Raw genomic sequence first — 25,195 nt, 5'->3', positions numbered from 1 at the left:
GCGCTATCCCCCCAGGAAATTATGTTAAATTCCCGCAGCTGTTTTATTCATCGAAAAACCCAAAAGAAGGCTGTAATTCCCGTCAATGGGATGATTTTAGCCAAGTTCTTGTCGAGAACTGACTCAAGTTTTCCGCACCGGAGTCGAAGAACCTGAGGAGCAGTAATCTTAACAAGGAGAAACACGTGACGGATCTGATTAACTTTATCAATAACATCTTGTGGGGTTCAGTACTGATCTATTTGCTGTTGGGTGCCGGCATCTACTTCACCTTGCGTACCCGCTTTATTCAAATTCGTCACTTCAACCACATGTTTTCCGTGTTGAAGAACAGCACCAAAAGCGACGGTGCGGGCATTTCGTCCTTCCAGGCGCTATGTACTTCACTTGCCGCTCGTGTCGGCACCAACAACCTAACCGGCGTGGCGATAGCGCTTACGGCTGGCGGCCCCGGTGCCATCTTCTGGATGTGGGTGATCGCGTTTATCGGCATGGCGACCTCTTTCATTGAGAGCACCCTGGCGCAGCTTTACAAAACCAAAGACGATAACGGCCACTACCGTGGCGGCCCTGCCTACTATATGGAAAAAGGCTTGGGAATGCGCTGGATGGGTGTGATGTTCTCCATTTTCCTGCTGATCGCTTTCGGTCTGGTGTTCAATGCGGTACAGGCCAACTCCATCGCCCTGGCCAGTGCCGTAGCCTTCAACATCGACCCCATGTACGCCGGCATAGTATTGGTGGTCCTGAGTGCCATGGTGATCTTCGGCGGTATTCGTTCCATCGCCCGCGTCGCAGAAAAAATCGTGCCGTTTATGGCCTTGGCTTACCTGCTGCTGGCGCTGTGGATCATCGGCCTGAATATTGAGCATATGCCTGCCATCCTGGCGTTGATCTTCAAAAGCGCTTTTGGCCTGCAGGAAGTTGCTGCCGGCACCCTGGGCTACGGGATCTCACAGGCCATGACGCAAGGTATACAACGCGGGCTGTTTTCTAACGAAGGCGGGATGGGGTCTGCCCCCAACGTGGCCGCTTCCGCGACTCCTTATCCGCCACACCCTGCCTCGCAGGGCTATGTGCAAATGCTTGGCGCATTTGTCGATACCATCGTCATTTGCAGCGCAACGGCGGCGATTATTTTGGCCTCTGGTGCACTGGATAATCCCCCGTCCGACATCAGCGGTATCGATCTGACCCAGCGGGCCATGGCCAGCGCCGTCGGTTCCTGGGGCGCGCCCTTTGTCGCGATCGCCGTTTTCCTGTTTGCCTTTACCTCTATCATTGCCAATTATGCCTATGCCGAGAACAACCTGATCTTCCTCAAGCACCACCATCCGACCAAGCTGACGATTTTCCGCTGCTTTGCCTTGGGCATGGTGATGTTTGGTTCGATGGCAGAATTATCCACGGTGTGGAAAATGGCGGACATCTCGATGGCGCTGATGGCGATCACCAATCTGACCGCTATCTTGTTACTGTCCGACGTGGCCTTCACATTGGCCAAGGATTACAACCACCAGCGTTCACTCGGCAAGCTGCCCACCTTTGACATCAACCACTACCCGGAGCTGGGATCTCAACTCGAACCGGGGATCTGGAAGCCGACCAGGCAGCGTTAATCCTGCAGGGCGTGCGTAAAGTGCGCCCTATCACAGCCATACCTCCTGGTCTTGCGCGCTTTTTGCTACAGTAGCCACATGTTGATAAACAGGATGTGACCATGCTCATTATTATTTCACCTGCCAAAACCCTGGATTATGCAAGCCCGTTAGCCACCGAACGCTTTACCCAGCCCGAATTGTTGGATCAGTCGCAAAAGCTGATCAAACTCTGCCGTAAGCTGACCCCGGCGCAAATTTCCGGCCTGATGAGCATCAGCGATAAGCTCGCGGGCCTGAATGCCGCACGCTTTGGCGAATGGCAGCCTGACTTCACCCCGGACAATGCTCGTCAGGCGCTGCTGGCGTTTAAAGGCGACGTTTATACCGGCTTACAGGCGCAAGACTTCAGCGAAGAGGATTTCGACTTCGCACAGCAGCATCTGCGGATGCTCTCTGGCCTGTACGGGGTGCTGCGCCCGCTGGACCTGATGATGCCTTACCGGCTGGAGATGGGGATCAAGCTGGAGAACCCGAAGGGCAAAGACTTGTACAGCTTCTGGGGCGATCGGATCACCGAGAAACTGAATCAGGCCCTGGAGCAACAAGGCGATGATGTGGTGGTGAACCTGGCTTCGGATGAATACTTCAAATCGGTAAAACCGGCCAAGCTGCACGGTTCACTGATCAAACCGGTATTCCTGGACGAGAAAAACGGCAAGTACAAAGTCATCAGTTTCTACGCCAAGAAAGCGCGTGGGCTGATGAGCCGCTTTATCATCAAAAATCGCTTGGAGCGCAGAGAACAGCTGGTTGATTTCAATCTGGAAGGGTATGCCTTCGATGAAGCAGCTTCGGCGGGTAATGAGCTGGTATTCAAACGCCCTGAGCAATGAGCAATCCGTTCCCTCTCCCGACAAGGAGAGGGAACGGGTTTTGTCAGACTGGCAACGTCATCATGAATTGACGCAGCGCGGCAAAGTCCGCCGACATGTTATGCGACAACAGCGGCAACTGTGCACGCACCGCCAAGGCCTTTGGCAGCGGTAACTCCTGGCCGAGGATCTCTTCGACGCTTTCCTTGAACTTGGCCGGATGTGCCGTGCCCAGGAACAGGCCAAACTCCCCTGCTTGCAGTTGATCACGCAGAACGCGGTAGGCGATCGCCGCATGAGGCTCTGAAAGGTAGCCCAAGGCAGCCAACTCTTTCATGGTTTCTTTGGTGGTTTCATCACTCACCGCGCCATGAGCCAACTCCTTCAACTGCCATATTTTACGGCGGAACAACTCTTCCACACGCGGCCAGTTGTTAGGCTGGCTGACGTCCATCGCGTTGGATAACGTCGCCACGGTGGCGTTTGGCTGCCATTGGCCAGTAGTCAGGAAGCGTGGCACGGTGTCGTTAGCGTTGGTGGCGGCGATAAAGCGTTTCACCGGCAGCCCCAGGGATTTCGCCAACAGCCCGGCGGTCAGGTCGCCAAAGTTGCCGCTTGGCACGGAAATCACCAACTGATTGCGGGCTTCCTGCGGCAGTTGCGCCACCGCTTCAAAGTAGTAGCAGATTTGCGCCAGCAGGCGGCTGATATTGATCGAGTTGGCCGAGTTCAGGTGTACGGCCTCTTTCAGTTCCTGATCGTCAAACGCCTGCTTCACCAACGCCTGGCAAGCGTCAAAGTCGCCATCGATAGCAATGGTGTGGATGTTGCCACCCAACGTGCAGAACAGCTTTTCCTGCAGCGAACTGATCTTGCCCTGTGGATAGAGGATCACCACGCGCACGTTTTTCAGGCCGTAGAAGGCATGGGCAACGGCAGCGCCGGTATCACCGGAGGTTGCAGTCAAGATGGTTACTGGCTGATCGCCCGCGACTTCCGCCAGCATCTGCGCCATAAAGCGGCCGCCGAAGTCTTTGAACGCCAGCGTCGGGCCGTGGAACAGCTCCAGACAGGCGACATCGCTCTCCACCTGCGCCACCGGGGCCGGGAACTCAAACGCGGCCTTCACCCGCTTGTACAGCGCTTCTTCGCCGATCTCGTCGCCAATAAAAGCGGACAGGATCTTGCTGCTGCGAGCGACAAAGTCCATCTCCAGCAGTTTATCAATCTCGGTCAGTTCGAATTCTGGCAGTTCCAGCGGGAAAAACAGCCCTTGCTGCTTACCCAGGCCCTGTTTGATAGCCTGCGCGAAGCTGACCTGTTCGTTATGATCTTTCAGATTGTACAGTTTCATGCGTTATCCCAATAGTCGAGCGCCAGCGGTATCCAGGCGGCAAATATGAACAAAACCTTCGTCGTTTTGCAGGTAATGGTTGGTCAGCCAATCGGCCATGCGTTGCGCCGTTGCGCCGTCATCACAGACCGCAAACAGCGTCGGGCCGGAGCCGGAAATGCCACAGGCCAAGGCACCGATCTCCTGTGAGGCTTTACGCGCTTCGGCGAAGCCTGGCAACAGGCGGGTGCGATAAGGCTCGGCAATCACATCCTGCATCAGCTTGGCCGCCAGACGCGGTTGCTGGGTGTGGCAAGCGTGAATAAAGCCCGCCAGATAGCGACCATGGCTGATACAGTCCTGGCGGCGGTATTGCGCGGGCAAAATGGCGCGCGCCTCGGCGGTGGACACTTTGATGCCCGGATAGGCCATCACCCACAGCCAGTCTTTAAAGCCAGGCACTTCCTGGCTGATGATCCCTTCTTCTTCCAGCATCAACTGCAAGCCGCCCAGATAGCACGGCGCAACGTTATCGTAATGCACGCTGCCGGAAATACGCCCTTCCAGTTCGCCCATCAGGGCCAGCAGTTGCGTCTCGTTGAGCGGGCGATCGCAAAATTCGTTCATCGCCATCAGACCGGCCACCACCGAGCAAGCGCTGGAGCCCAGCCCGGAACCGATCGGCATGTTCTTCTCCAGCCGCATCGCTACCGGCACTTCACGACCAATCGCCTGGCAGAAACGCTCCCAACACTGGTAAACAATGTTCTCTTTAGGATCGCTCGGCAGCTTGCTGACAAAACGCCCGCCATTTTCCAGGCTGAAGCGGCTGGCCGCTTCTACACTGACGCAATCCCCCAGCAGCGTGCCGTCGATAGGGGAAACCGCAGCTCCCAGCACATCGAACCCGACGCTGACGTTACCAATTGAGGCCGGTGCATACACCTTAACCATATTAGACTCCCAACTTCCATGACAGTGTGCGCAACAGATCGGCAAATACCCCGGCCGCCGTCACATCATTACCGGCACCATAACCGCGCAGCACCAGCGGCAATGGCTGATAGTAGCGGCTGTAGAAGGCCAAAGCGTTCTCACCGTTCTTCACTTTATACAACGGATCGTTGCCATCTACCGCATCAATACGTACCAGGCAGCGGCCTTCTTCGATAGCCCCCACATAGCGCAGCACCTTACCTTCCGCGGCAGCAGCGGCCACACGGCGGTTAAATTCGGCATCCAACTCCGGCAGGCGGGCAATAAAGTTCTCCACATCGCCGCTGGCATCAAACGACGGTGGTAACACCGATTCGACTTCAATATCGCTCAGTTCAAGCGCATAGCCTGCTTCACGCGCCAGGATCAGCAGCTTGCGAGCGACATCCATCCCCGAAAGATCGTCACGCGGATCTGGCTCGGTGTAACCCAAGGCCTTGGCCTGCAAGGTGGCCTCCGACAGCGACATCCCCTCATCCAGCTTACCGAAGATAAAGGACAGTGACCCCGACAGGATACCGGTGAAGCGCATCAGCTCATCGCCCGCATTGAGCAGGTTCTGCAGGTTTTCGATCACCGGCAAGCCCGCCCCCACGTTAGTGTCATACAGGAATTTGCGGCGAGAACCGGCTGCTGCGGTGCGCAGTTGCTGGTAATAATTCATCGACGAGGTGTTGGCCTTCTTGTTTGGCGTTACCACGTGGAAACCATCGGCCAGGAAATCGGCATACTGATCGGCCACCGCCTGGCTGGAGGTACAGTCGACAATCACCGGATTGAGCAGGTGGCACTCTTTCACCAGGCGGATCAGGCGGCCCAGATTGAAAGGCTCTTTGGCTTCGGCCAGTTCGTCCCGCCAGCTTTCCAGCGAGATGCCGTGCACGTTGGTCAACATCGCCCTTGAGTTGGCAATGCCACAGATGCGCAGATCGATGTGTTTTTGCTTCAGCCAAGGTTGCTGACGATAAACCTGCTCGATGAGCGCCCCGCCAACGCCACCCACGCCAATCACAAACACTTCGATCACCTGATCGGTGTTGAACAGCATCTGATGGCTGACGCGCACGCCAGTGGTGGCGGAATCGTTATCGACCACCACAGAGATTGAACGTTCGGAAGAGCCTTGAGCGATCGCCACGATATTGATGTTGGCGCGCGCCAGAGCAGAGAAGAAGCGTGCAGAGATGCCACGCAGGGTGCGCATACCGTCGCCAACGACCGAGATAATTGCCAGGCGTTCCATCACGTCCAGCGGCTCCAGCACGCCGTCTTTCAACTCCAGGTAGAATTCGTCTTCCAGGGCACGACGAGCTCGTTGCAGCTCACTCTGCGGCACACAGAAGCTGATGCTGTACTCGGAAGAGGACTGGGTGATCAACACCACTGAGATCCCGGCGCGTGACATCACGGCAAACACACGGGCCGCCATGCCGACCATGCCTTTCATACCTGGGCCGGACACGTTGATCATCGCCATATTGTTCAGATTGGTGATGCCCTTTACCGGCGTATCATCGGCCACGCTTTCGCCACCGATCAAGGTGCCGGGAGCTTGCGGGTTGGCGGTGTTTTTAATCAGGCAAGGGATTTGGAACTGGGCAATCGGGGTGATGGTACGCGGGTGGAGAACTTTGGCGCCGAAGTAAGAGAGCTCCATCGCCTCCCGGTAGGACATCGACTTCAATAATCGGGCATCCGGCACGGTACGCGGGTCGCAGGTATAAACCCCGTCCACATCGGTCCAGATCTCGCAACAGTCTGCTCGCAGGCAAGCGGCCAGCACGGCGGCGGAATAATCGGAGCCGTTACGCCCCAGCACGACCAGTTCACCTTTGTCGTTACCGGCAGTAAAGCCCGCCATCAGGATGATATGGTCTGAAGGAATGGCCGCAGCAGCGATACGCAGGGTGGACTCGGCAATATCGACGGTCGATTCCAGATAGTGGCCCTGAGCCAGCAGCTTCTCTACCGGGTTAATCACAGTAACCGGATAACCTTTGGCTTTGAAGACGCCTTCCATGATGGCAATAGAAAGCTTTTCACCCCGACAGATGATAGCCGCATTGACGCTATCCGGGCACTGCCCCAACAACGCCACGCCATGCAGTACCTGTTTGAGCTGCGCGAACTCCTGCTCGACCAGTGCCTTCAGGCGATCGTACTCAAAGCCTGGCAACGCCTTGGCCAAACCGCTGAGCAGGTCGGCAAAGATGCGCTCGGCGTCGCTCATGGTTGGCAGAATATCCTGGCCGGCTACCGTTTTGTCAATCATCGCCACCAGATGATTGGTGATCTTGGCCGGTGCGGACAATACCGTGGCTACCTGTCCTTGGCGTGCATTGTTCTCCACGATATCGGCAACGCGCAGAAAACGTTCCGCATTCGCTACCGAGGTTCCACCAAATTTAAGCACTCGCATTTCTGTTATCTCCTGAATTTATGCCGAAAAAAAAGCCCGCACTGGTTAGGTGCGGGCTTTTTTCTTCTGTTTCCTGTACGCGTCAGCCCGCCCCGTTACCTGTGGTATCGGTGGTGGTAATAATTGTCGTATTCAGGCTGATGTTTCGCATTTTGTCTGTCTGTCTCATTAGAATCTCTGTCCCCTCTATTGGTTAAAGCAATCGTCTGGCCAAGTCAAATTATTTCTTTGTTTTGCCTATTTACTGGCCACAGTGGGATCTGCGCGATGAAGCCGATAAAAAAACAGAATTGCAGAACAAAAAATCACAATAAAGCCGATTAAATAGTGAATAACACCAGCCAAGCAACAGAAAACGCCTACATCACTTCGTCAATTTTTTTTCAACATCATGCAGCAACCTGTGCAGCATGACGGTATCGCGCTGCTGCAAGACCCCGAGCCGCTGGTGTAACCAATCGCGCAATTTTTGGTCGCCCGCCACGTCCAGCGCTTGTAACAGGCGATCTGCCCGTTGCCGCAACGCGTTGAGTTGCCCGGCATCGGCCAGGGGTTCCTGCTGCGTGCTGACTGACATTAACTGCGCCAGTTGATAGCAATACACCATCACCGCCTGGCCGAGGTTCAGCGAAGGATAATCAGCCACCATCGGGACGCCGGTCAGCAGATCGGCCAACTCCAGTTCTTCATTGGTCAGGCCCGAGTCTTCACGGCCAAACACCAGTGCAGCCTGATGTACCCATTGGTGGCGTTCCGCCAACTGCTCCGTCAGTTGCTGGGGGGTACAGTAGTAATGAAAGCGTGCGCGGCTGCGAGCGGTAGTCGCAACGGTAAAGTCCACATCTTCCAATGCCTGCTCCAGGGTAGCAAACGTCTGCACCGCATCCAGAATATCGCCAGCACCGTGGGCGACCCAGCGGGCAGCGGGCTGCAGATGGGCCTCGCTGTCGACGATGCGCAACGAGGTGAAGCCCATGGTTTTCATCGCCCGCGCCGCTGCGCCAACATTTTCCGCCCGAGCGGGCGCGACTAACACGATATGAAGCTGCATCAAGACTCCAGAAAAATAATGAGAATAGTTCTTTGACTGTTGGGATTTGTCTGATTATATTTACAAACGATTAACATCGTAAATGATCGCTTGCTATAATATTATTAAATAGGCATTTCAACCTATAAATCACACGAAACAATCATAAATGTAGGTTAAGTTTTAATTTTCATTAAAAACAAAGCACTATATTTTCGCCCCAAACAGTTAGCTTTCAATTGTAACGCATCAGCTCCAACAAAGCTGAATCGTTCACAGAATTTGACGATCTGTGACTTAACATGGCAGTTCTGTAAGTGTTTTTCACAAAACTGTTAACGTGCTACAATTGAATTTGATATATGTCAACAAAGCGTAGTTTTGTTAGGTGATGAATTCGGCACACACTGTTATATTGCTGTTAATAGGGTTAGGATATGCGCCGTTTTGGCATCATTCGGGGTGGTAAAAAATAGCCCCCCCACCCAGCTAGCGATCTTGTTGACATTGATGGAAAGCGCATCAAGAACGAGTTTACGTACTGTAGTCGTTTGGTAATTGAGGGAACGTGAGCGGTATCTCTGCCCTCCATGGAAGAACACCGAGACTGCTGTACTTCCTATTTTCTATTTTGTTGGCAATTTTAGGTAGCAAATATGCAGACCCCGCACATTCTGATTGTCGAAGACGAGTTAGTCACTCGTAACACCCTGAAGAGCATTTTCGAGGCGGAAGGCTACATTGTTCATGAAGCCAATGACGGTGCAGAAATGCACAACATCCTGTCCGAAAATGATATCAACCTGGTTATCATGGATATCAACCTGCCAGGCAAGAACGGCCTGCTGCTGGCGCGTGAACTACGCGAACAAGCCAGCGTCGCGCTGATGTTCCTGACCGGTCGTGATAATGAAGTCGATAAAATCCTTGGCCTGGAAATCGGCGCCGATGACTATATCACCAAACCGTTCAACCCACGCGAACTGACCATCCGTGCGCGCAACCTGCTGTCACGCACCATGAATCTGGGTAGCGTCGGCGAAGAGCGCAAACTGGTTGAGAGCTACAAGTTCAACGGTTGGGAGCTGGACATCAACAGCCGCTCTCTGATCGGCCCTGCTGGCGAGCAGTACAAACTGCCACGCAGCGAATTCCGCGCCATGCTGCACTTCTGTGAAAACCCGGGCAAGATCCAGTCCCGTGGTGAATTGCTGAAGAAAATGACTGGCCGTGAGTTAAAGCCGCATGACCGTACCGTGGACGTGACCATCCGCCGTATTCGTAAGCACTTCGAATCCACGCCGGACACGCCGGAAATCATTGCTACCATTCATGGTGAAGGTTACCGCTTCTGCGGCGATCTGGAAGAATAAGCCTGTCTTAACGTCACAGGTTAAAAAGGGTTCAGCTTGCTGAACCCTTTTTTGTTGAGGCCAGACGCGATGCCATCTGAACAGGCTACAACGTAGGAGCGCTGCATACTGCGCCCGTCTGGATTATTTGGCTTCACCCCAAGGGATGATGGGCACCGCGCTCAGGGCATTTTTCGGTGAACCATCTACCACCCGATCGGAATAGCTCAGGTAGATCAGCGCATTGCGATTGGCATCATAAAAACGCACGACCTGCAGCTTTTTGAACACCAAAGAGGTGCGCTTCTGGAACACCACGGTTCCTTCAGCCTTGCCCTTCTTAATCTTGTCGCTCAGCTCAATCGGGCCAACCTGCTGGCAAGAAATGGCAGCATCCGAGGTATCCTCTGCCAGCCCTAACCCACCCTTTATGCCACCGGTTTTAGCCCGGCTGATATAACAAGTTACATTTTTAACATCGGGATCGTCGAACGCTTCAACCACAATTTTATGATCTGGACCAAACAGTTTGAATACCGTATCGACCGATCCTACCTGTTCCGCCTGCGCGCTATTAAACGTTGCGCAAACCAGACCGAACAAAAATATCCATCCTTTTTTCATTCACTTAACTCCAATAGAACAGCGTGTTAAATCACAGGGCTGCTAATAAGAACGCCGATGCTTCAGGTCATAGAAATGGGTTTTCCTCGGCCCAGTCAGCTCTTTTTAGCACAGAGAGCGAAAAAAATCTTTGGGAGTCGTGGAGGAAAAAAGTTGCTATTATGCGGCATCGTCATCGCTTAATGCCTGTTAACACCAGTTTTCCCCCGCTTCCCGCAACGCATATCGCAAAAGCGCCGTATGTAATGCAACTGATTGATCAATAAGTCAGTGGGCATCAGGTATCAGCATGACAAATCAAACAGTTCGGGTTCCGAACCTGAAGCTCTACGAGGAAGATCTATGGATCAAGCCGGTATCATTCGTGATCTGCTTAGCTGGCTGGAAAGCCATTTGGACCAACCTTTGTCACTGGATAACGTGGCGGCAAAAGCGGGTTACTCTAAATGGCATCTGCAACGGATGTTTAAGGATATCACTGGGAACGCCATCGGCGCCTATATTCGGGCAAGAAGGTTGTCCAAAGCCGCCGTCGCATTACGCCTCACCAGTCGGCCTATTCTGGATATTGCTTTGCAGTATCGTTTCGACTCACAGCAGACCTTCACTCGCGCATTCAAAAAACAGTTTGCGCAAACCCCGGCGCTGTATCGCCGTTCAGAAGACTGGAACGCCTTCGGCATGTGCCCGCCAATACGTCTGGGCGCCTTTACGCTGCCACATCCAGAGTTTGTCACGCTACCCGAGCTGGACCTGATCGGCCTGACGCAGAGCTACTCCTGTACGTTGGAGCAAATATCCAGCTTCCGCTCCGAGCTGCGTACCCAATTCTGGCAACAGTACCTGGGGCAGATAGAAACCCTGCCACCGGTGCTTTACGGCCTGCACCACTCGCGGCCAAGCCAGGAAAAAGACGACGAGCAGGAAGTGCTGTATACCACTGCCCTGGAGGCGCAACATGTGCCGACCAAGGTGCAGGAAGGCCAGCCGATCACGCTGCAGGGCGGAGAATATGCCATGTTCAGCTATCAGGGGCCAGCCTCCGGCCTGCAGGACTTTATCCTGATACTGTACGGCACTTGCCTGCCAGCATTGGAACTGACCCGCCGCAAAGGGCACGATATTGAGCGCTTCTATCCGCAAGGTGACCGGCGTCCGCCTCAGCCACCCAGCGAGATCCGTTGCGACTATCTGATCCCGATCCGCCGTTAGCGCTGTAGCTCATCCAACGCGGGCATGTCCAGATGCGAGATATCGCCCGCACTTTCCACAACCCAGCCTGGAGCCAACCAAGGGCTTTGCTGATAGTCGACGCGTGACAACGAGCAGTTGCGCAAACGCAGACGGCGCTCGGCATAGGCCGGTAGCCCTAAAACTGTCCCGATCAGGCACCCCAGCGCGATGCCGTGGCTGACAATCAACGGCTTGCTGCCCTGCGGCAGTTTCAGGCACTCGGTCAGCGCCGCATGCATCCGCGTGGCCAACTCCGTCATAGATTCACCTTGAGGGATACGGCCGTCAGCAGTACCATCGACCATCTGTTTACGCCACAGCTCTTCCTGCGGTGTCAGGCTGTCGATCAAACGTTCTTCCAGAACGCCCATATGCAGCTCACGCAGCCGGGCATCTACCATAACGTCGCAACCGCAAGCGTCCGCAATGATTTGCGCGGTCTGACGGGTGCGGCCCAGATCGCTGGAAATCACGTGCGTCACGCCCTCGCGGCTAACGCGTTTGCCAACCAGATGAGCCTGGTGAACGCCAGTGGCGGTTAATGGGCTGTCGGATTGGCCCTGAATGCGGCGTGCTGCGTTCCATTCCGTTTCGCCGTGGCGAACGAGGTATACCTGTAACATTATGCTTTTCCGTTATACTGCGTGAAACTTGAGTTTATCTGTGGCTCGTGCCTTGCACTACGCATAACTTGCCGCCATCAAAAATCATGGCAAGACACAGCCCCACTTTAAGGAAGCTAAAGCCGTTATGTATCATGTTATCGCTGCAACTACCAACCCGGCAAAGATCAGGGCTATTCAACTGGCTTTTGAAGATACCTTTGGCGCAGACCAATGCCGCATAGAATCGGTTGACGTCGCCAGCGGCGTTTCACTGCAACCCATTGGCAATACCGAAACCCGTACCGGCGCACGCCAGCGCGTGATGGAAGCGCGGCAGGTGCGGCCAGAAGCCGACTTTTGGGTCGGAGTAGAAGCCGGGATCGAAGAAAATATGACGTTCGCCTGGATGACGGTAGAAAATCCGACGACCCGTGGCGAATCGCGTTCTGCCAGCCTGATGCTGCCAGAATCAATTTTACAGGGTATTCGAGCCGGTCGCGAGTTAGGCGATGAAATGACCTTGATCACCGGCAATAGCGAAGTCAAACGTCAGGGGGGAGCGATCGGTATCTTTACCGATGGTCGGCTGAGCCGCACCAGCGTTTACCACCAGGCGTTGCTGCTGGCACTGGTGCCGTTCCACAATCCGATTTACCGCAGCCACAGCAGTAATAATACGCCGCAGCAATAAGCCACCGGGGTGATGGCTTCACCCCAGTAATTGCTGTTCCAGCCACTGTTTCAGCTCTGGCGTCGCCATCTTCAGGCTGTTTGATCCTCTGGTGATGGTTGCGATACCTGCCCCGAGCTCATTCTTCAGCTCGCGCTGGCTCATTTCGCCACGCATCAGTTCCTGAATAATACGCACCCGTGTCCCCAGCGCAGTACGCTCATCCGGCGTCAGTAGCAGTTGCATCAACTGTTGGTGCAAATCCTGATCGAACGAACTCTGCAGCAGTGCGACAAAGCGCAGCCAATCTTCATTGCCTTGTTCTGAAAGAGCGGGATCGTTTAGCGATAATTGCGTCATGCCAGCCACCATACTATTTAACTAGTACAGCAGCATAGCATACCGCGAGTAAGCGTCAAAATACCGGTAACAACGCTACAGCTTGAAAGACGACGGGGATATCAATAGCGTCTTTGCCACTCGGCATCCGTCAGCACCTTCGCTGGCCGATGCATGAAGTGACGATAAAACGCGTCATAGGCCAGCACGTTCTTCACGTAAGAACGGGTTTCCGAGAACGGAATGCTTTCCACAAACGCCACGGCATCTACCCGGCCATCGCTATTGCCTAACCAGGTATTCACCCGTGATGGGCCAGCGTTATAAGCCGCAGACGCAAGAATACGGTTACGACCAAATTGCTGGTACACCGACTCCAGATAGCTGGTGCCAATAGTGATATTGGTTTGCGGATCAAACAGCTGGCTCGGGCTGCTGTAGCCCGGGATACCGAACAGATCCACCGTATGTTTCGCGGTGCGCGGCATAACCTGCATCAAACCTGCGGCCCCGACCGGCGACTGCGCTTTCGGGTTCCAGGCGCTCTCCTGGCGGGCTATCGCCATGGCATAGCTCGGCGTAATGCCTTTATCTTCGGTAGCACGGCGGAATTCCTGTGGCCAGGCCATCGGGAAACGTTCTTCAAGATGATCCCACAGTTTGCCAACGATCGTTGCCTGTACGCTCAGATCGGCCCATTTCTGCTCAAAGGCATAGCGGGCCAGCGCTTCCTGCTCCGGGCGGCTGCGGCTGGCGACGAATGAGCTCCACTCACTGCGCGCCAGGTTATCCATATTCCAGTACATCAGTTCACGCACCCTGGCAATCTCCGGGCCACTCACCAGATCGGTACGCGGTTTTGCCGCCACGGCGACCATCACCGGATAAGGCACCTGCAGTTTTTGCGCCGCCACCATCGGGTAGAAGCCGCGTTCGTTCATCAGGCTACGCAGTATCGCTTCCCCTTCGCTGCGTTTACCTTCATCGATCATGACACTGGCACGCCAGTAGCGCCATTCATCCTTGTTCCGCGATTCTTCAGGCAGGCGTGCCAGCCAGGTTTTCAGCCCCTGACGATCGCCCACGCCCAGCGCCATACGCACGCGGCGCTCCAGCAAGGCTGGCTGTTGGCTGCGCAGGATCACCTGATCGCGCCATTGGGTCTGCTCAAAGGTGGCATCATTGCCCATCAACCGCCAGGCCACCTCTTCCTCCATTGCCAACTTCTCGCTTTCGCTCATTTTCTGTAGGCGGACCAGCGTTGGGATCATAGCTCGAGCATTTTCTACGTCCTGACGGGCAAGACGGGCGAATACGATGGTGGTAGCCGAACGGGTAAAATCTGTTGGGCCGACGCTACGGGCGAAGGCTTCCAGCGTGGCGGGATCGTTTTGCAACCGTACCAGCGCATCCCCCATGGTCTGATAATCGCTTGGGAGTTGGCGGTACAGGTAGTTCACCAGGCCGCTGTTGCCCTCTTTCAGCGCCAGCTTCATCCGTGCCAGCGTATTCAACGGCGTTTGCTTACCGGCAGCCTGCCAGACGCTGAACAGCTTATCGCAGGAGCCTGGCAAGGTTTTACCGCTCATCCAGATATCATCGGCACCAGCCCAAGCTGCCTGCTGATCGCCGGTGGCCCACTTGGCGTAATAGAAATTACAGCGCGCCGCAACAGGTTTAGGCTCTTGCGGGCTGAAGGCCAGCAGGGTAGTCCAATCTTGACGGCTCGCCAGCTCGTTCACAAAACGGGCAGAGAGCGATTTTGCGGGTGGCAACGTAGGATGCAACCGCAAAAACTGCTGGACCTGAGCCGCACTGGCGGTGCTGAGATCCTGCGTCAACTGGCGATATTCCAGATAAGGATACAGGGGGTAATCCTGCAGCGTTGGCATCAACTGCGCCACCACGTCCATCTGTTTACTGTCCCAGGCCTGCTTGATTTGCAGATAACGCTGGCGTTCGCCGTCCAGGGAGTCTGCCAATGTTGCACCAGAAAATGCCGTCAGGCACAGGCCTACAGCCCACAACCGCCATTTGTCCACCTTGACCATACTTACTCTTTCCTCGCTGGGTTAGCTTGCCAGAACCGATCCACCCCGCTGCCGCGCCGCGTCAGCAGCCAACGGGCCAGTAGATCCTGCTCTGCGAATATCTCACGCCCCACCGTGGGAAGCCACGCCGGGAACAAAACCGTGCCGCCACCATGGGCTGGCATCAGGTATTAATCATAGACAGCAAAAACGCGTATCCATTCATTACTTTATAACAAGTTTATCAACCCAGATGAAAACCACCCTGCCTGGCGCAATCGCCAGGCAGAACAACAAGACGACGTTTTGAAAAATCATGGGATTATGGGCAATTTTTTCATCACACAATAACCCCGGTGTTCTATAGTTTTCTATGCAGACACGAGTTTTCCTATACAAAAAATGACGTTAAAGAGACATTAATAGAGAAACATTTTCTCACTGATTAAAACAATTCCTATTACTTTGTTTTTATTATCTCAGATCAAAAACTCAAGTTTGCGATTATTTACTATCACGCGGCAGATAATTGGCCACCCACTAACTGAAAATGACTACCTTTAACGTCTGTGTGACAGAAAACAATGGAATATCAACCCGGCAAAAGGGCTGCCGACACAGATGGGGACTTAGATTCGAACGACTTTAAGGAGAGGCACTCCATGCCAAAACATTCCCCCACTGAATACCAAGCGCCGCCCAAGCCGGAAAAAGCCTGGTATCAATACGATATTGAACAAACGCTTCAGCATTTAAACGTTCAGCAACAAGGCCTAAGCGAACAGGAAGCCGCCGAACGGCTGAAGAAGTTTGGCCCCAACGCCCTGCCGGAGCAGGCAGGCAAAAGCGCCTTTATGCGCTTTATTGCCCACTTTAACGATGTGCTGATTTATATTCTGCTGGCCGCCGCCTTCCTCAAAGGCATTATGGGGCATTGGATCGATACGGTGGTTATTCTTTGCGTTGCCGTGATCAATGCCCTTATCGGATTTGTGCAGGAAAACAGCGCAGAGAAATCGCTGAAAGGCATTAAGAATATGCTTTCCAGCCAGGCTATTGTGGTACGAGACGGAATTAACCACACCGTGAATGCGGAAGATTTGGTCCCGGGGGATATCGTATTATTGCGCCCTGGCGATAAAATTCCCGCCGACCTGCGGTTACTGGAATCTCACAACCTTCAGGTTGAAGAGGCCATCTTGACCGGCGAATCTACCGTGGTCTCGAAGCAAACCGACGCTATCCCTGATGAAGTAATGATTGGCGATCGCACCAACCTGTTGTTCTCCGGTACCACTATCAGCGCCGGGAATGCCAAGGGCGTGGTTATCGCAACTGGCGGCTATACCGAACTCGGCCACATCAGCGAGATGATCTCGACCGTTAAGACCCAGCGCACCCCGTTACTGCAACAGATGGATCGCCTGGGCAAAAACATCTTCATCCTGATCCTGGTGATGATGGTGTTGCTGTTCGTGTTTGCCTTCACGATGCGTGATATGCCGCTCGGTGAGCTGCTGGTGGCGCTGATCAGCCTGGCGGTGGCCTCGGTACCCGAAGGTCTGCCTGCCATCATTTCCATTATCTTGTCCCTGGGCGTGCAGTCGATGGCACGTAACCGCGCGATTATCCGCAAACTGCCTACGGTAGAAACCTTGGGCTCGATGACGGTGATCTGCTCGGACAAGACCGGCACGCTGACCATGAACGAAATGACGGCAAAAAACGTCATCATGGCTGACCATGCCTACCGTGTGGAAGGGGAAAGCTATGAACCGGTTGGCGGCATTTTCTTTGCCGACAGTAACAAACCAGCACAAGTTCAAGATATCCCACCGTTAGCGCAGTTCATTACCGCGATCATCCTGTGTAACGACAGCCAGGTCAAGCAGGATGACAGCGGCCGTTGGCTGGTCACCGGCAGCCCGACGGAAGGCGCATTGAAGGTGCTGGCGATGAAAGCTGGATTAGCGATTGGTGAAGCACGCCAACTGGCTAAAATCCCGTTCGACTCCAGTTACAAATACATGGCGGTACGTAGCCAGGTCGCAGGCAAAAATCAGGTGTTCCTTACCGGTGCGCCAGACGTGTTGTTCTCACTGTGCGAGTTCGAACTGACCGATTCCGGCATCCAGCCCTTCCGCCTCGGCTACTGGGAAGCGGAGATGTCGCGCTTCGCCGAGCAAGGTTTACGCATGGTGGCCGCCGCCAGTAAAACGACGCCAGACGGCGAAGTGGAACTGGATCACGGCGATATCCGCCAGCAGATGGTGTTTATCGGTATCGCTGGTGTGATGGATCCACCACGTCCTGAAGCGGTCGCAGCCATCGCCGAATGTCAGCAAGCGGGGATCCGCGTGAAGATGATCACCGGCGATCACCAGAAAACGGCCATGGCCATCGGTGCCATGCTGGGAATTGGCAACAGCCAGGATTCTATCACCGGCTCCGAGCTGGAACATATGGATGACCAGGCGTTGGCTGAAGCCGCCGTGCACTACGATATCTTTGCCCGTACCAGCCCGGAACATAAGCTACGTCTGGTAAAAGCGCTGCAGGATAAAGGCGGCGTGGTAGGGATGACCGGCGACGGCGTCAACGATGCACCAGCGTTGAAACAGGCCGACGTGGGTATCGCCATGGGGATCAAAGGCACCGAGGTCACTAAAGAAGCCGCCGATATGGTGCTGACCGACGATAACTTCGCCACCATCGCCAGCGCGGTAAAAGAAGGCCGCCGTGTTTACGACAACCTGAAGAAAACCATCCTGTTCGTGCTGCCGACCAACCTGGCACAGGGCCTGCTGATCATCATCGCCATTCTGGCTGGTGCCATGCTGCCGCTGACGCCCATCCAGATCCTGTGGATGAACATGGCCACCTCCACTACCCTATCCTTTGGCCTGGCCTATGAGCCCGCCGAAAAAGGGCTGATGCACCGTAAACCAAGGATGCCGGGCAGCAACGTGTTGGATCTGCACGCTATCTGGCGCATCGGCTTCGTCGGCGTGCTGATCGCCATCAGCGCCTTCGCATTGGAAGCCTGGATGGCGCCACGCGGCTACAGCAGCGAGCTGATCCGCACCGTGCTGCTGCAAACCCTGGTCACCGCGCAGTGGGTTTACATGTTCAACTGCCGTACCGCAGACCGCTTCCCGCTCAACCGCCAATTGTTCCTCAATAAGGGCCTGTGGTTGGTCAGTGGCGTGTTGTTACTGCTACAGATGGCCATCATTTATCTGCCGTTTATGAACGCGCTGTTTGGCACCGCGCCGCTGCCGCTGTTCTATTGGGGCGTGACGCTGATGATAGCCATTGCGCTATTCCTGATCGTGGAAGTAGAAAAATGGGTGATTAACCGCATCAAAGCGAGCAGAAAAACGTTATTATAAGCACCTTAGGACTCGCAATTTTCACTAAAACGCCCGGCAAACCCTGCCGGGCGTTTTATAACGTTAAAAATACCTAGGAAAAATCTCATAAAAACGAGCATAAAGCGCACAACAAACTGCTCTTATAATACAATTCGCCCTCAAGACGGTCAGGTTATGCTTTTTTGGTAGTGCGATTGATGGTACGCGGCAAAGTTTTACCCTTTTCGACTAGGCTCAATTATTTAGTATCAGACTGCCGTGCCATCAAGCCGGCCGTAGGCAGGAATGGCAAATGAAGATGTCGATAAAGGCCAGGAAGTTGGCTGTCAGGACACTGGGTTTATGTAGCAACCCGGTCCGATCGCGTCGCATGTTACCGATACTGCTGCTGGCTCTGTTGACGTTTCCCAGCTTGGCCGGGGCTGATACACAAGATCCCTACCAAAAACGCATTCATACCGTCACCACCGTGGTGGTGGGGATTATCAGCTATGCTCGCTGGCCCGCCAAACCTGATCCGATCCGCTTGTGCGTGACTGCGCCTGTCCAGTATGCCGAAGGTCTGTTCGACCCAGTGTTGCTGACAGCACCGCAGCCAATCAAAACCTTGCGGATCGAGATAGATAATCCGCAGTTGGCAACTAGCTGCGATGTAGTGTATTTGGGCGACGTTAATGACGCCCAGAAACAAGATTTCTTCCACCGGATTTCGGGTCACTCGATCCTCAGCATCAGCGAAAAGGATATGGAATGTGCTGTTGGCAGTGCCTTTTGTTTGCAAATCAGCAACGATCAGGCGGGTTTTAAAGTGAATCTGGACTCACTGGCGCGCAGTGGCGTGCGTGTTCACCCTAACGTGCTGCAGTTGGCGCGTAAAAAGGGGCCGCCGCAATGAAACTGTTAGGTCACAAAGGTTCGGCTACCTCTCGCCCTACGCTGGGCCAAGTGCTGCAACGGATGAACCTGAGTCTGGCGTTGATCGCCGTCGGTGCCGCAGGGATCTTCCTGACGTTGCTTGCGCTGTTTGCCCTTCGAGCCTATGCCAACCATAACCTGCATCTGATTGCCCGCTCGATCAGTTATACCGCTGAAGCCGCCGTGGTGTTTGAAGACCGCCCCGCCGCTCGCGAAGCGTTGATGCTGATCGCTTCCAACGAAGAAGTGTCAGAGGCTAAAATCCTGAATATGCAGGGTGTCGCTTTGGCCAGTTGGAGCCACCCAGCGGATAGCCCATTGCATGGGTTGGAACAGATGGTGGCCCGCTGGATCTTGCCGGAAGCGGTGGTTTTGCCCATTGCCCGTGAAGGCAAACAGATAGGCCTGGTCTGGCTGACCGGCAATGGCAGCAGTCTGCTGAAATTCTTGCTGCGCGGCATGGTAGGCATGATTGCCTGCCTGATGCTCAGTACATTGTGCGCCCTGATACTTTCCCGCAGAATGCTCAGAGGGATCGTGACCTCCTTGGACGATATCACCAATGTTGCCCATACGGTACGTCGCGATCGGACTTTCGAACTGCGGGTGCCTTCAGCACCGATTGCCGAACTGCACGAACTGAGCTGTGATTTTAACGGCCTGCTGGATGAAATCGAAGCCTGGCAACAGCACCTGCAACAAGAAAATGACGCATTAACCCACCAAGCCACCCACGACAGCCTGACCGGGTTGCCAAACCGGGCCTTCTTTGAAGCTCAGTTGGGCCGCGCGCTGTCAGAGCTCGAACCCGATGAAAAGCTGGCGGTACTGTTTATCGACGGCAATCGTTTCAAGGAGGTGAACGATAACCATGGCCATGCTGCCGGTGATACCGTCTTGATCACCATCGCAGAACGCCTGCGCAGCAGGTTGCGCAAGCACGATCTGGTCGCCCGGATGGGGGGCGATGAATTCGCCATCCTGCTGGCACCGCTCAAAGACACCAACGATGTGCTGCCGATTGCCGACATCATCATCGAGTGTATGCAACAACCCATTGTGTTGCCCAACAAGGAAAGAGTGATCGCCGCACTGAGTATCGGCATCGCATTTTACCCTGAACATGCCTCTACCACTCAGGAACTGCTGCACGAAGCGGATGACGCAATGTACCGGGCAAAACACCTGTCCCATGGAGGCTGGCGGTTAGCGATGCGCAAATAGCGTCAGCACCGGGTCTCAAACAACCAAAAAGAGAAAAATCAATGTTACAGCAAAATTTTAAACGGTCTTTTTCCCTACTGGCATTAGTGTTTATCACCTTGCTCACGCTGGCAGGCTGCCAGAGCAAACCACAAGGGCTGACGGCAGAACAGATCGCTTTACTGCAGGCACAGGGGTTCAAACTGACCGAAAACGGTTGGGAGTTTGGTTTTTCCGACAAGGTGCTGTTCGGTAACAACGTCGGTAAATTGAGCCCGCAAAGTACCGAGATTGTCGAGAAGATGGGCAAGGCGCTGAAGAGCGTAGACATCGTGCAATTCCGCCTGGACGGCCACACCGATAACTACGGTGAAGACAGCTACAACGACCAGCTTTCACTGCGCCGCGCCAACGCCGTGGCCGATGTCCTGGCTGGTGTCGGCATCCCGCGTGCCAATATAGAAACTCGCGGCATGGGTAAACGCCAACCGGTAGCCAGTAACGCCACCTCCAGCGGGCGTGCTGAAAACCGTCGCGTGGCGATCGTCGTCACCCCTTAAGAAACAGCAAAGTTCACCTAATGGTGAGCATTAGCGGTTATACTTGGCGATCGTCATAGGGGATCTGGGAACCGGTGCTGAAACGGGCTACACTCAGGCCGCCAGACATCCTATAAAAACTGATAGAGAGGCTCGGAGCAACGTGGCTCAATACGTCTATACCATGCACCGCGTCGGCAAAGTAGTTCCGCCGAAGCGTCATATTCTGAAAAACATTTCCCTGAGTTTCTTCCCTGGGGCCAAAATTGGCGTACTGGGCCTGAACGGTTCCGGTAAGTCTACCCTGCTGCGCATTATGGCCGGCATCGATACCGATATCGAAGGGGAAGCTCGCCCGCAGCCGGGCATCAAGATCGGCTATCTGCCGCAGGAACCGCAGCTCAATATGGAGCACAGCGTCCGCGAGTCGGTTGAAGAAGCGATGGCAGAAGTGGTCGGTGCCCTCAAGCGCCTTGATGAAGTGTACGCCCTGTACGCTGAAGAAGGGGCCGACTTCGACAAGCTGGCCGCTGAGCAGGGCCGCCTGGAAGAGATCATTCAGGCTCACGATGGTCACAACCTCAACACCCAGCTGGAGCGCGCCGCCGATGCACTGCGCCTGCCGGAGTGGGACGCAAAAATCGCCAACCTTTCCGGTGGTGAGCGCCGCCGCGTAGCGCTGTGCCGCCTGCTGCTGGAAAAACCAGACATGCTGCTGCTGGACGAACCGACCAACCACCTGGATGCCGAATCCGTGGCCTGGCTGGAACGCTTCCTGCACGACTTCGAAGGCACCGTAGTGGCGATCACCCACGACCGTTACTTCCTCGATAACGTGGCTGGCTGGATCCTGGAGCTGGACCGTGGCGAAGGTATTCCGTGGGAAGGTAACTACTCTTCCTGGCTGGAGCAGAAAGACGCTCGTCTGGCGCAAGAAGCCTCAACCGAAGCCGCTCGCCGCAAGTCGATCGAGAAAGAGCTGGAGTGGGTGCGTCAAGGTGCCAAAGGCCGTCAGTCCAAGGGCAAGGCCCGCCTGGCACGCTTTGAAGAACTTAACAGCACCGAATATCAGAAACGTAACGAAACCAACGAACTGTTTATCCCACCTGGCACCCGCCTGGGCGATAAAGTGGTTGAAGTTAACAATCTGCGTAAATCCTACGGCGACCGCCTGCTGATCGAAGATCTCACCTTCGCGGTCCCTAAGGGTGCCATCGTTGGCATCATCGGCCCGAACGGCGCGGGTAAATCCACACTGTTCCGTATGATGTCCGGCCAGGAACAACCTGATTCCGGCAGCATCGTGCTGGGCGATACCGTCAAGCTGGCCTCGGTCGATCAGTTCCGCGACAGCATGGATAACTCCAAAACCGTGTGGGAAGAAGTTTCCGGCGGCCAGGACATCATGCGCGTGGGCAACACCGAAATGCCAAGCCGTGCCTACGTTGGCCGCTTTAACTTCAAGGGCGTCGATCAAGGCAAACGCGTGGGCGAACTGTCTGGCGGTGAACGTGGCCGTCTGCATCTGGCCAAGCTGCTGCAGGTTGGCGGCAACGTACTGCTGCTCGACGAACCCACCAACGACCTGGATATCGAAACCCTGCGCGCGCTAGAAAACGCCCTGCTGGAGTTCCCGGGCTGTGCGATGGTGATCTCGCACGACCGTTGGTTCCTCGACCGTATTGCCACCCACATTCTGGACTATCAGGATGAAGGCAAGGTAGAGTTCTTCGAAGGCAACTTTACCGAATACGAAGAGTACAAAAAACGTACTCTGGGTGCCGATGCACTGGAACCTCGCCGTATCAAGTACAAGAAAGTCACCAAGTAACATCCGGTTGGCTATCTATGCTCTCAAGCCCGCATTTTGCGGGCTTTTTGTTATCCCCAATCCAGCGCCTGCGCATAATCCACAAAGACCGGATGCTGGATCACGACATCGATAAAACAGGCTAGCGCCGGGGAATTAAGCTTACGGCTCGGGTAAACCAGATACAGTTCATTCCCTTCGGCCTGCCACTGCGGCAACACTTCCACCAACTGCTTTTGCGCGACCACTTCGCGGCTGAGAAACGCGGGCAACAGTGTAATGCCCGCCCCCAAAATGGCACATTCGCGCGCATATAACAGATTATCGGTGGTATGCCGCAGCGGCAATTGCCAACGGTAGTACTCCTCACCCCGGCGCAATATCCAGGCGGGCCAGGCGCGGTGAGCGATGCAAAGATGCTGCTGCAACTGCTGCGGATGCAGCAATGGCGGATGTTGGGCCAGATACTCCGGTGCAGCCAACAAATAACGGGGAGCATGCCCCAGACGGCGGCCAATCAACGAGGAATCCTGCGGCCTGCCGGTACGCAATGCCGCATCAAAGCCCTCCTGCACCATATCCACCATGGCATCCGACACTGACACTTCCAACGAGACATCCGGATATTGGCGCTGAAAATCTGCCGCCAGACGCGGAAGCAACGTCGCCCCCAGCCCGGCAGGCGTGGAGATGCGTAGACGGCCACTGGGGTTATCGCGTAAGCGCTGCAAGGCCAGATCGGCCCGTTCGGCAGCAGAGAGCATCTCCTGACAATGTTCAAGATAGCGCTCACCGGCAAAGGTCAAATTTAACTGCCGGGTGGTGCGGTTGAGCAAGCGCAGACCGAGCTTTTGTTCCAACTGGCTGACACGCTGGCTAACGCTGGATTTAGGCAGCCCGGCCCGTTTGGCTGCCGCCGTAAAACTGCCGCACTCCGCCACCAGCGCAAACAACGCCATATCCTGCAACTGCTTGAACATAATTGTTCACCTCAGACGAACACTTAGTTAGTTATTGTCCATCTTATCACTCTACTCCTCAGGGTCTACACTGGAACTATTCATGCGAAGGAGCACAATTATGTTAATCAAAGCCATTGCCGTCGATCCGAAAAATCCAGCCGGTTTTATCGAGATCGCTCCAGAAAAACCCGCACCGGGTCAATACGATCTGCTGGTGGAAGTGAAAGCCGTTTCCGTTAACCCGGTCGATACCAAGGTTCATGCAGGCCTGCAAAAGAAGGGTTTGCAGCAGCCACGTATTCTAGGCTGGGATGCCAGCGGCGTGGTGCTCGAAGTGGGCAGCAGCGTTAGCGGGTTCAAACCCGGCGATGAGGTGTGGTATGCCGGGGATATTACCCGTCCGGGCAGCAACAGCACCCATCAGCTGATTGACTCACGTATCGTGGCACATAAACCGGCCAGCCTGGACTGGGCGCAAGCCGCCGCGATGCCGCTGACCGCGCTTACCGCGTGGGAAGCCCTGTTTGAACACCTGAATATTCAGCATGCGGCTGCCGGTAAAACGCTGCTGATCATCGGCGGAGCCGGTGGCGTCGGCTCGCTGGCGATCCCCTTGGCGGCACAGCGTAGCAAGGTGAAAGTCATCGCTACGGCCTCTCGCCCGGAATCGGCCGCCTGGTGCCGCGAACGGGGTGCTGAACTGGTGGTGGATTACCGCGACCTGAAAGGCAACCTGGCCAAGGAAGGGATTGAGAGCGTGGATTATATCCTGTGCTTGAACGATACCGACGGCCACTGGCAAGCCATCAGCGATCTGGTCGCCCCGCTCGGCCATATCTGCACCATCGTCGAGAACAGCCAACCGCTGGATCAAAATGCGCTGAAACTGAAAAGCGCAGCGCTGCATTGGGAATTCATGTTTACCCGCAGCATGTTCACCACGCCGGATATTGCCCAGCAAGGGGAGATCCTCAAACAGGTGGCGCAATTGCTCGATGAGGGTAAATTGACCACCACGCTGAGCGAAACGCTACAGGGGCTGACGGTGGATACGTTGACCGCCGCGCATGCCAAGCTGTTGGATGGGCATATGCAGGGCAAGCTGGTGATAACTTACTAAGTTAGTGGAAAGGTCGATTTATCAGGTATTAATAAATTGCTATATACATGATATTTAAGCGATGGCCCCCTCACCCCAACCCTCTCCCACAGGGAGAGGGAGCTGATAGCCTCTGCTCGTTTGGAAGTGAAGAGAACATCTTGGCAAACTCGATCGCCTCCCCATTAA

The 25,195-nt window shown here is 54.9% G+C and carries 22 protein-coding genes, 1 pseudogene and 1 other annotated feature; of the genes and pseudogenes, 11 read left to right on the top strand and 12 right to left on the bottom strand.

Annotated features, from left to right (window positions below; translation table 11 throughout):
* Positions 1–185 precede the first annotated feature (185 nt).
* Positions 186–1,619: a sodium:alanine symporter family protein gene (locus KGP17_RS03545; RefSeq protein ID WP_223498868.1), complete on the top strand. Its 1,434-nt coding sequence runs from the start codon at positions 186–188 to the stop codon at positions 1,617–1,619.
* 101 nt (positions 1,620–1,720) lie between these two features.
* Complete coding sequence (gene yaaA / locus KGP17_RS03540; RefSeq protein ID WP_059199707.1) at positions 1,721–2,494, top strand: peroxide stress protein YaaA; 774 nt, start codon at positions 1,721–1,723, stop codon at positions 2,492–2,494.
* 43 nt (positions 2,495–2,537) lie between these two features.
* On the opposite strand, the gene thrC is transcribed toward yaaA, so the two are convergent.
* From thrC to KGP17_RS27960, 6 genes and pseudogenes are all read right to left on the bottom strand, one after another.
* Positions 2,538–3,827, bottom strand: coding sequence for a threonine synthase (gene thrC, locus KGP17_RS03535; protein ID WP_209528874.1), 1,290 nt, complete (start codon positions 3,825–3,827; stop codon positions 2,538–2,540).
* A gap of 3 nt (positions 3,828–3,830) precedes the next feature.
* Complete coding sequence (thrB, locus tag KGP17_RS03530; RefSeq protein ID WP_059199705.1) at positions 3,831–4,760, bottom strand: homoserine kinase; 930 nt, start codon at positions 4,758–4,760, stop codon at positions 3,831–3,833.
* 1 nt (position 4,761) lies between these two features.
* Positions 4,762–7,221: a bifunctional aspartate kinase/homoserine dehydrogenase I gene (thrA, locus tag KGP17_RS03525; protein ID WP_059199704.1), complete on the bottom strand. Its 2,460-nt coding sequence runs from the start codon at positions 7,219–7,221 to the stop codon at positions 4,762–4,764.
* Between the two features lie 25 nt (positions 7,222–7,246).
* Positions 7,247–7,365: a sequence feature (Thr leader region), on the bottom strand.
* Positions 7,304–7,372, bottom strand: a complete 69-nt coding sequence (gene thrL, locus KGP17_RS03520) for a thr operon leader peptide (RefSeq protein ID WP_071998276.1) — start codon at positions 7,370–7,372, stop codon at positions 7,304–7,306. It overlaps the preceding feature by 62 nt.
* Before the next feature lie 213 nt (positions 7,373–7,585).
* Entirely contained in the window at positions 7,586–8,272 is a 687-nt protein-coding gene (locus KGP17_RS03515; RefSeq protein ID WP_223498867.1) for a tRNA/rRNA methyltransferase, read from the bottom strand.
* A 389-nt stretch (positions 8,273–8,661) separates the two neighbouring features.
* A pseudogene (locus KGP17_RS27960) lies at positions 8,662–8,799 on the bottom strand (hypothetical protein); the annotation flags it as partial.
* 108 nt (positions 8,800–8,907) lie between these two features.
* On the opposite strand from KGP17_RS27960, the gene arcA reads away from it, so the two are divergent.
* A complete protein-coding gene (gene arcA / locus KGP17_RS03510) occupies positions 8,908–9,624 on the top strand; it encodes a two-component system response regulator ArcA (protein ID WP_024483588.1) in 717 nt (238 codons plus the stop codon).
* Between the two features lie 123 nt (positions 9,625–9,747).
* Here arcA and creA read toward each other — a convergent pair whose 3' ends face one another.
* Positions 9,748–10,227 carry a protein CreA gene (gene creA / locus KGP17_RS03505; RefSeq protein WP_094982171.1) on the bottom strand — a complete coding sequence of 160 codons (480 nt, stop codon included), beginning with the start codon at positions 10,225–10,227 and terminating at the stop codon, positions 9,748–9,750.
* Positions 10,228–10,569: 342 nt separating this feature from the next.
* Between creA and robA the strand changes: the two genes are divergently transcribed.
* Positions 10,570–11,439, top strand: a complete 870-nt coding sequence (gene robA, locus KGP17_RS03500) for an MDR efflux pump AcrAB transcriptional activator RobA (RefSeq protein WP_094982172.1) — start codon at positions 10,570–10,572, stop codon at positions 11,437–11,439.
* Here robA and gpmB read toward each other — a convergent pair.
* Entirely contained in the window at positions 11,436–12,083 is a 648-nt protein-coding gene (gene gpmB, locus KGP17_RS03495) for a 2,3-diphosphoglycerate-dependent phosphoglycerate mutase GpmB (RefSeq protein WP_094982173.1), read from the bottom strand. The genes robA and gpmB overlap by 4 nt on opposite strands.
* A 127-nt stretch (positions 12,084–12,210) precedes the next feature.
* On the opposite strand from gpmB, the gene yjjX reads away from it, so the two are divergent.
* Complete coding sequence (gene yjjX, locus KGP17_RS03490; RefSeq protein ID WP_021179238.1) at positions 12,211–12,756, top strand: inosine/xanthosine triphosphatase; 546 nt, start codon at positions 12,211–12,213, stop codon at positions 12,754–12,756.
* A gap of 18 nt (positions 12,757–12,774) precedes the next feature.
* On the opposite strand, the gene trpR is transcribed toward yjjX, so the two are convergent.
* The 3 genes from trpR to KGP17_RS03475 all read right to left on the bottom strand — a co-directional run bounded on the left by trpR (position 12,775) and on the right by KGP17_RS03475 (position 15,289).
* Positions 12,775–13,095, bottom strand: coding sequence for a trp operon repressor (gene trpR, locus KGP17_RS03485; RefSeq protein ID WP_021179237.1), 321 nt, complete (start codon positions 13,093–13,095; stop codon positions 12,775–12,777).
* A gap of 101 nt (positions 13,096–13,196) precedes the next feature.
* Positions 13,197–15,116, bottom strand: coding sequence for a murein transglycosylase (gene sltY, locus KGP17_RS03480; RefSeq protein WP_094982241.1), 1,920 nt, complete (start codon positions 15,114–15,116; stop codon positions 13,197–13,199).
* Positions 15,117–15,127: 11 nt separating this feature from the next.
* Entirely contained in the window at positions 15,128–15,289 is a 162-nt protein-coding gene (locus KGP17_RS03475; RefSeq protein ID WP_218519895.1) for a hypothetical protein, read from the bottom strand.
* 477 nt (positions 15,290–15,766) lie between these two features.
* Here KGP17_RS03475 and KGP17_RS03470 point away from each other — a divergent pair, with 477 nt between their 5' ends.
* The 5 genes from KGP17_RS03470 (at position 15,767) to ettA (ending at position 22,966) form a co-directional block, all read left to right on the top strand.
* On the top strand, positions 15,767–18,496 hold the full coding sequence (locus KGP17_RS03470) for a cation-transporting P-type ATPase (protein ID WP_223498866.1): 2,730 nt from the start codon (positions 15,767–15,769) through the stop codon (positions 18,494–18,496).
* 274 nt (positions 18,497–18,770) lie between these two features.
* Positions 18,771–19,373, top strand: coding sequence for a YfiR family protein (locus KGP17_RS03465; RefSeq protein WP_059199699.1), 603 nt, complete (start codon positions 18,771–18,773; stop codon positions 19,371–19,373).
* Positions 19,370–20,617, top strand: a complete 1,248-nt coding sequence (locus KGP17_RS03460) for a diguanylate cyclase domain-containing protein (protein ID WP_059199698.1) — start codon at positions 19,370–19,372, stop codon at positions 20,615–20,617. Before KGP17_RS03465 ends, KGP17_RS03460 begins: the two co-directional genes overlap by 4 nt.
* A gap of 41 nt (positions 20,618–20,658) precedes the next feature.
* A complete protein-coding gene (locus KGP17_RS03455; protein ID WP_059199697.1) occupies positions 20,659–21,156 on the top strand; it encodes an OmpA family protein in 498 nt (165 codons plus the stop codon).
* Positions 21,157–21,298: 142 nt separating this feature from the next.
* A complete protein-coding gene (gene ettA, locus KGP17_RS03450) occupies positions 21,299–22,966 on the top strand; it encodes an energy-dependent translational throttle protein EttA (RefSeq protein ID WP_021179229.1) in 1,668 nt (555 codons plus the stop codon).
* 50 nt (positions 22,967–23,016) lie between these two features.
* On the opposite strand, the gene KGP17_RS03445 is transcribed toward ettA, so the two are convergent.
* Positions 23,017–23,925 carry a LysR family transcriptional regulator gene (locus KGP17_RS03445; protein ID WP_059199652.1) on the bottom strand — a complete coding sequence of 303 codons (909 nt, stop codon included), beginning with the start codon at positions 23,923–23,925 and terminating at the stop codon, positions 23,017–23,019.
* Positions 23,926–24,025: 100 nt separating this feature from the next.
* Here KGP17_RS03445 and KGP17_RS03440 point away from each other — a divergent pair, with 100 nt between their 5' ends.
* The gene (locus tag KGP17_RS03440; RefSeq protein WP_223498865.1) at positions 24,026–25,027 is read left to right on the top strand and encodes a zinc-binding alcohol dehydrogenase family protein; all 1,002 of its coding nucleotides are present in this window, start codon (positions 24,026–24,028) and stop codon (positions 25,025–25,027) included.
* The last annotated feature ends 168 nt before the right edge of the window (positions 25,028–25,195 follow it).

Source organism: Serratia sp. JSRIV001, from assembly GCF_019968745.1.
In the GTDB taxonomy this organism is placed as follows: domain Bacteria; phylum Pseudomonadota; class Gammaproteobacteria; order Enterobacterales; family Enterobacteriaceae; genus Chania; species Chania fonticola_B.
Note: the sequence above shows the minus strand (reverse complement) of the source record. Positions and strands in the feature narration are given on the sequence as shown.

What these genes read in the sequence shown, in the direction of transcription:
- thrA (WP_059199704.1), bottom strand. Translation starts at nt 7,221, where the DNA reads ATGCGAGTGCTTAAATTTGGTGGAACCTCGGTAGCGAATGCGGAACGT.
- thrC (WP_209528874.1), bottom strand. Translation starts at nt 3,827, where the DNA reads ATGAAACTGTACAATCTGAAAGATCATAACGAACAGGTCAGCTTCGCG.
- trpR (WP_021179237.1), bottom strand. Translation starts at nt 13,095, where the DNA reads ATGACGCAATTATCGCTAAACGATCCCGCTCTTTCAGAACAAGGCAAT.
- creA (WP_094982171.1), bottom strand. Translation starts at nt 10,227, where the DNA reads ATGAAAAAAGGATGGATATTTTTGTTCGGTCTGGTTTGCGCAACGTTT.
- thrB (WP_059199705.1), bottom strand. Translation starts at nt 4,760, where the DNA reads ATGGTTAAGGTGTATGCACCGGCCTCAATTGGTAACGTCAGCGTCGGG.
- KGP17_RS03455 (WP_059199697.1), top strand. Translation starts at nt 20,659, where the DNA reads ATGTTACAGCAAAATTTTAAACGGTCTTTTTCCCTACTGGCATTAGTG.
- KGP17_RS03440 (WP_223498865.1), top strand. Translation starts at nt 24,026, where the DNA reads ATGTTAATCAAAGCCATTGCCGTCGATCCGAAAAATCCAGCCGGTTTT.
- yjjX (WP_021179238.1), top strand. Translation starts at nt 12,211, where the DNA reads ATGTATCATGTTATCGCTGCAACTACCAACCCGGCAAAGATCAGGGCT.
- KGP17_RS03470 (WP_223498866.1), top strand. Translation starts at nt 15,767, where the DNA reads ATGCCAAAACATTCCCCCACTGAATACCAAGCGCCGCCCAAGCCGGAA.
- KGP17_RS03460 (WP_059199698.1), top strand. Translation starts at nt 19,370, where the DNA reads ATGAAACTGTTAGGTCACAAAGGTTCGGCTACCTCTCGCCCTACGCTG.
- KGP17_RS03465 (WP_059199699.1), top strand. Translation starts at nt 18,771, where the DNA reads ATGAAGATGTCGATAAAGGCCAGGAAGTTGGCTGTCAGGACACTGGGT.
- KGP17_RS03445 (WP_059199652.1), bottom strand. Translation starts at nt 23,925, where the DNA reads ATGTTCAAGCAGTTGCAGGATATGGCGTTGTTTGCGCTGGTGGCGGAG.
- arcA (WP_024483588.1), top strand. Translation starts at nt 8,908, where the DNA reads ATGCAGACCCCGCACATTCTGATTGTCGAAGACGAGTTAGTCACTCGT.
- KGP17_RS03515 (WP_223498867.1), bottom strand. Translation starts at nt 8,272, where the DNA reads ATGCAGCTTCATATCGTGTTAGTCGCGCCCGCTCGGGCGGAAAATGTT.
- KGP17_RS03475 (WP_218519895.1), bottom strand. Translation starts at nt 15,289, where the DNA reads ATGCCAGCCCATGGTGGCGGCACGGTTTTGTTCCCGGCGTGGCTTCCC.
- robA (WP_094982172.1), top strand. Translation starts at nt 10,570, where the DNA reads ATGGATCAAGCCGGTATCATTCGTGATCTGCTTAGCTGGCTGGAAAGC.
- gpmB (WP_094982173.1), bottom strand. Translation starts at nt 12,083, where the DNA reads ATGTTACAGGTATACCTCGTTCGCCACGGCGAAACGGAATGGAACGCA.
- yaaA (WP_059199707.1), top strand. Translation starts at nt 1,721, where the DNA reads ATGCTCATTATTATTTCACCTGCCAAAACCCTGGATTATGCAAGCCCG.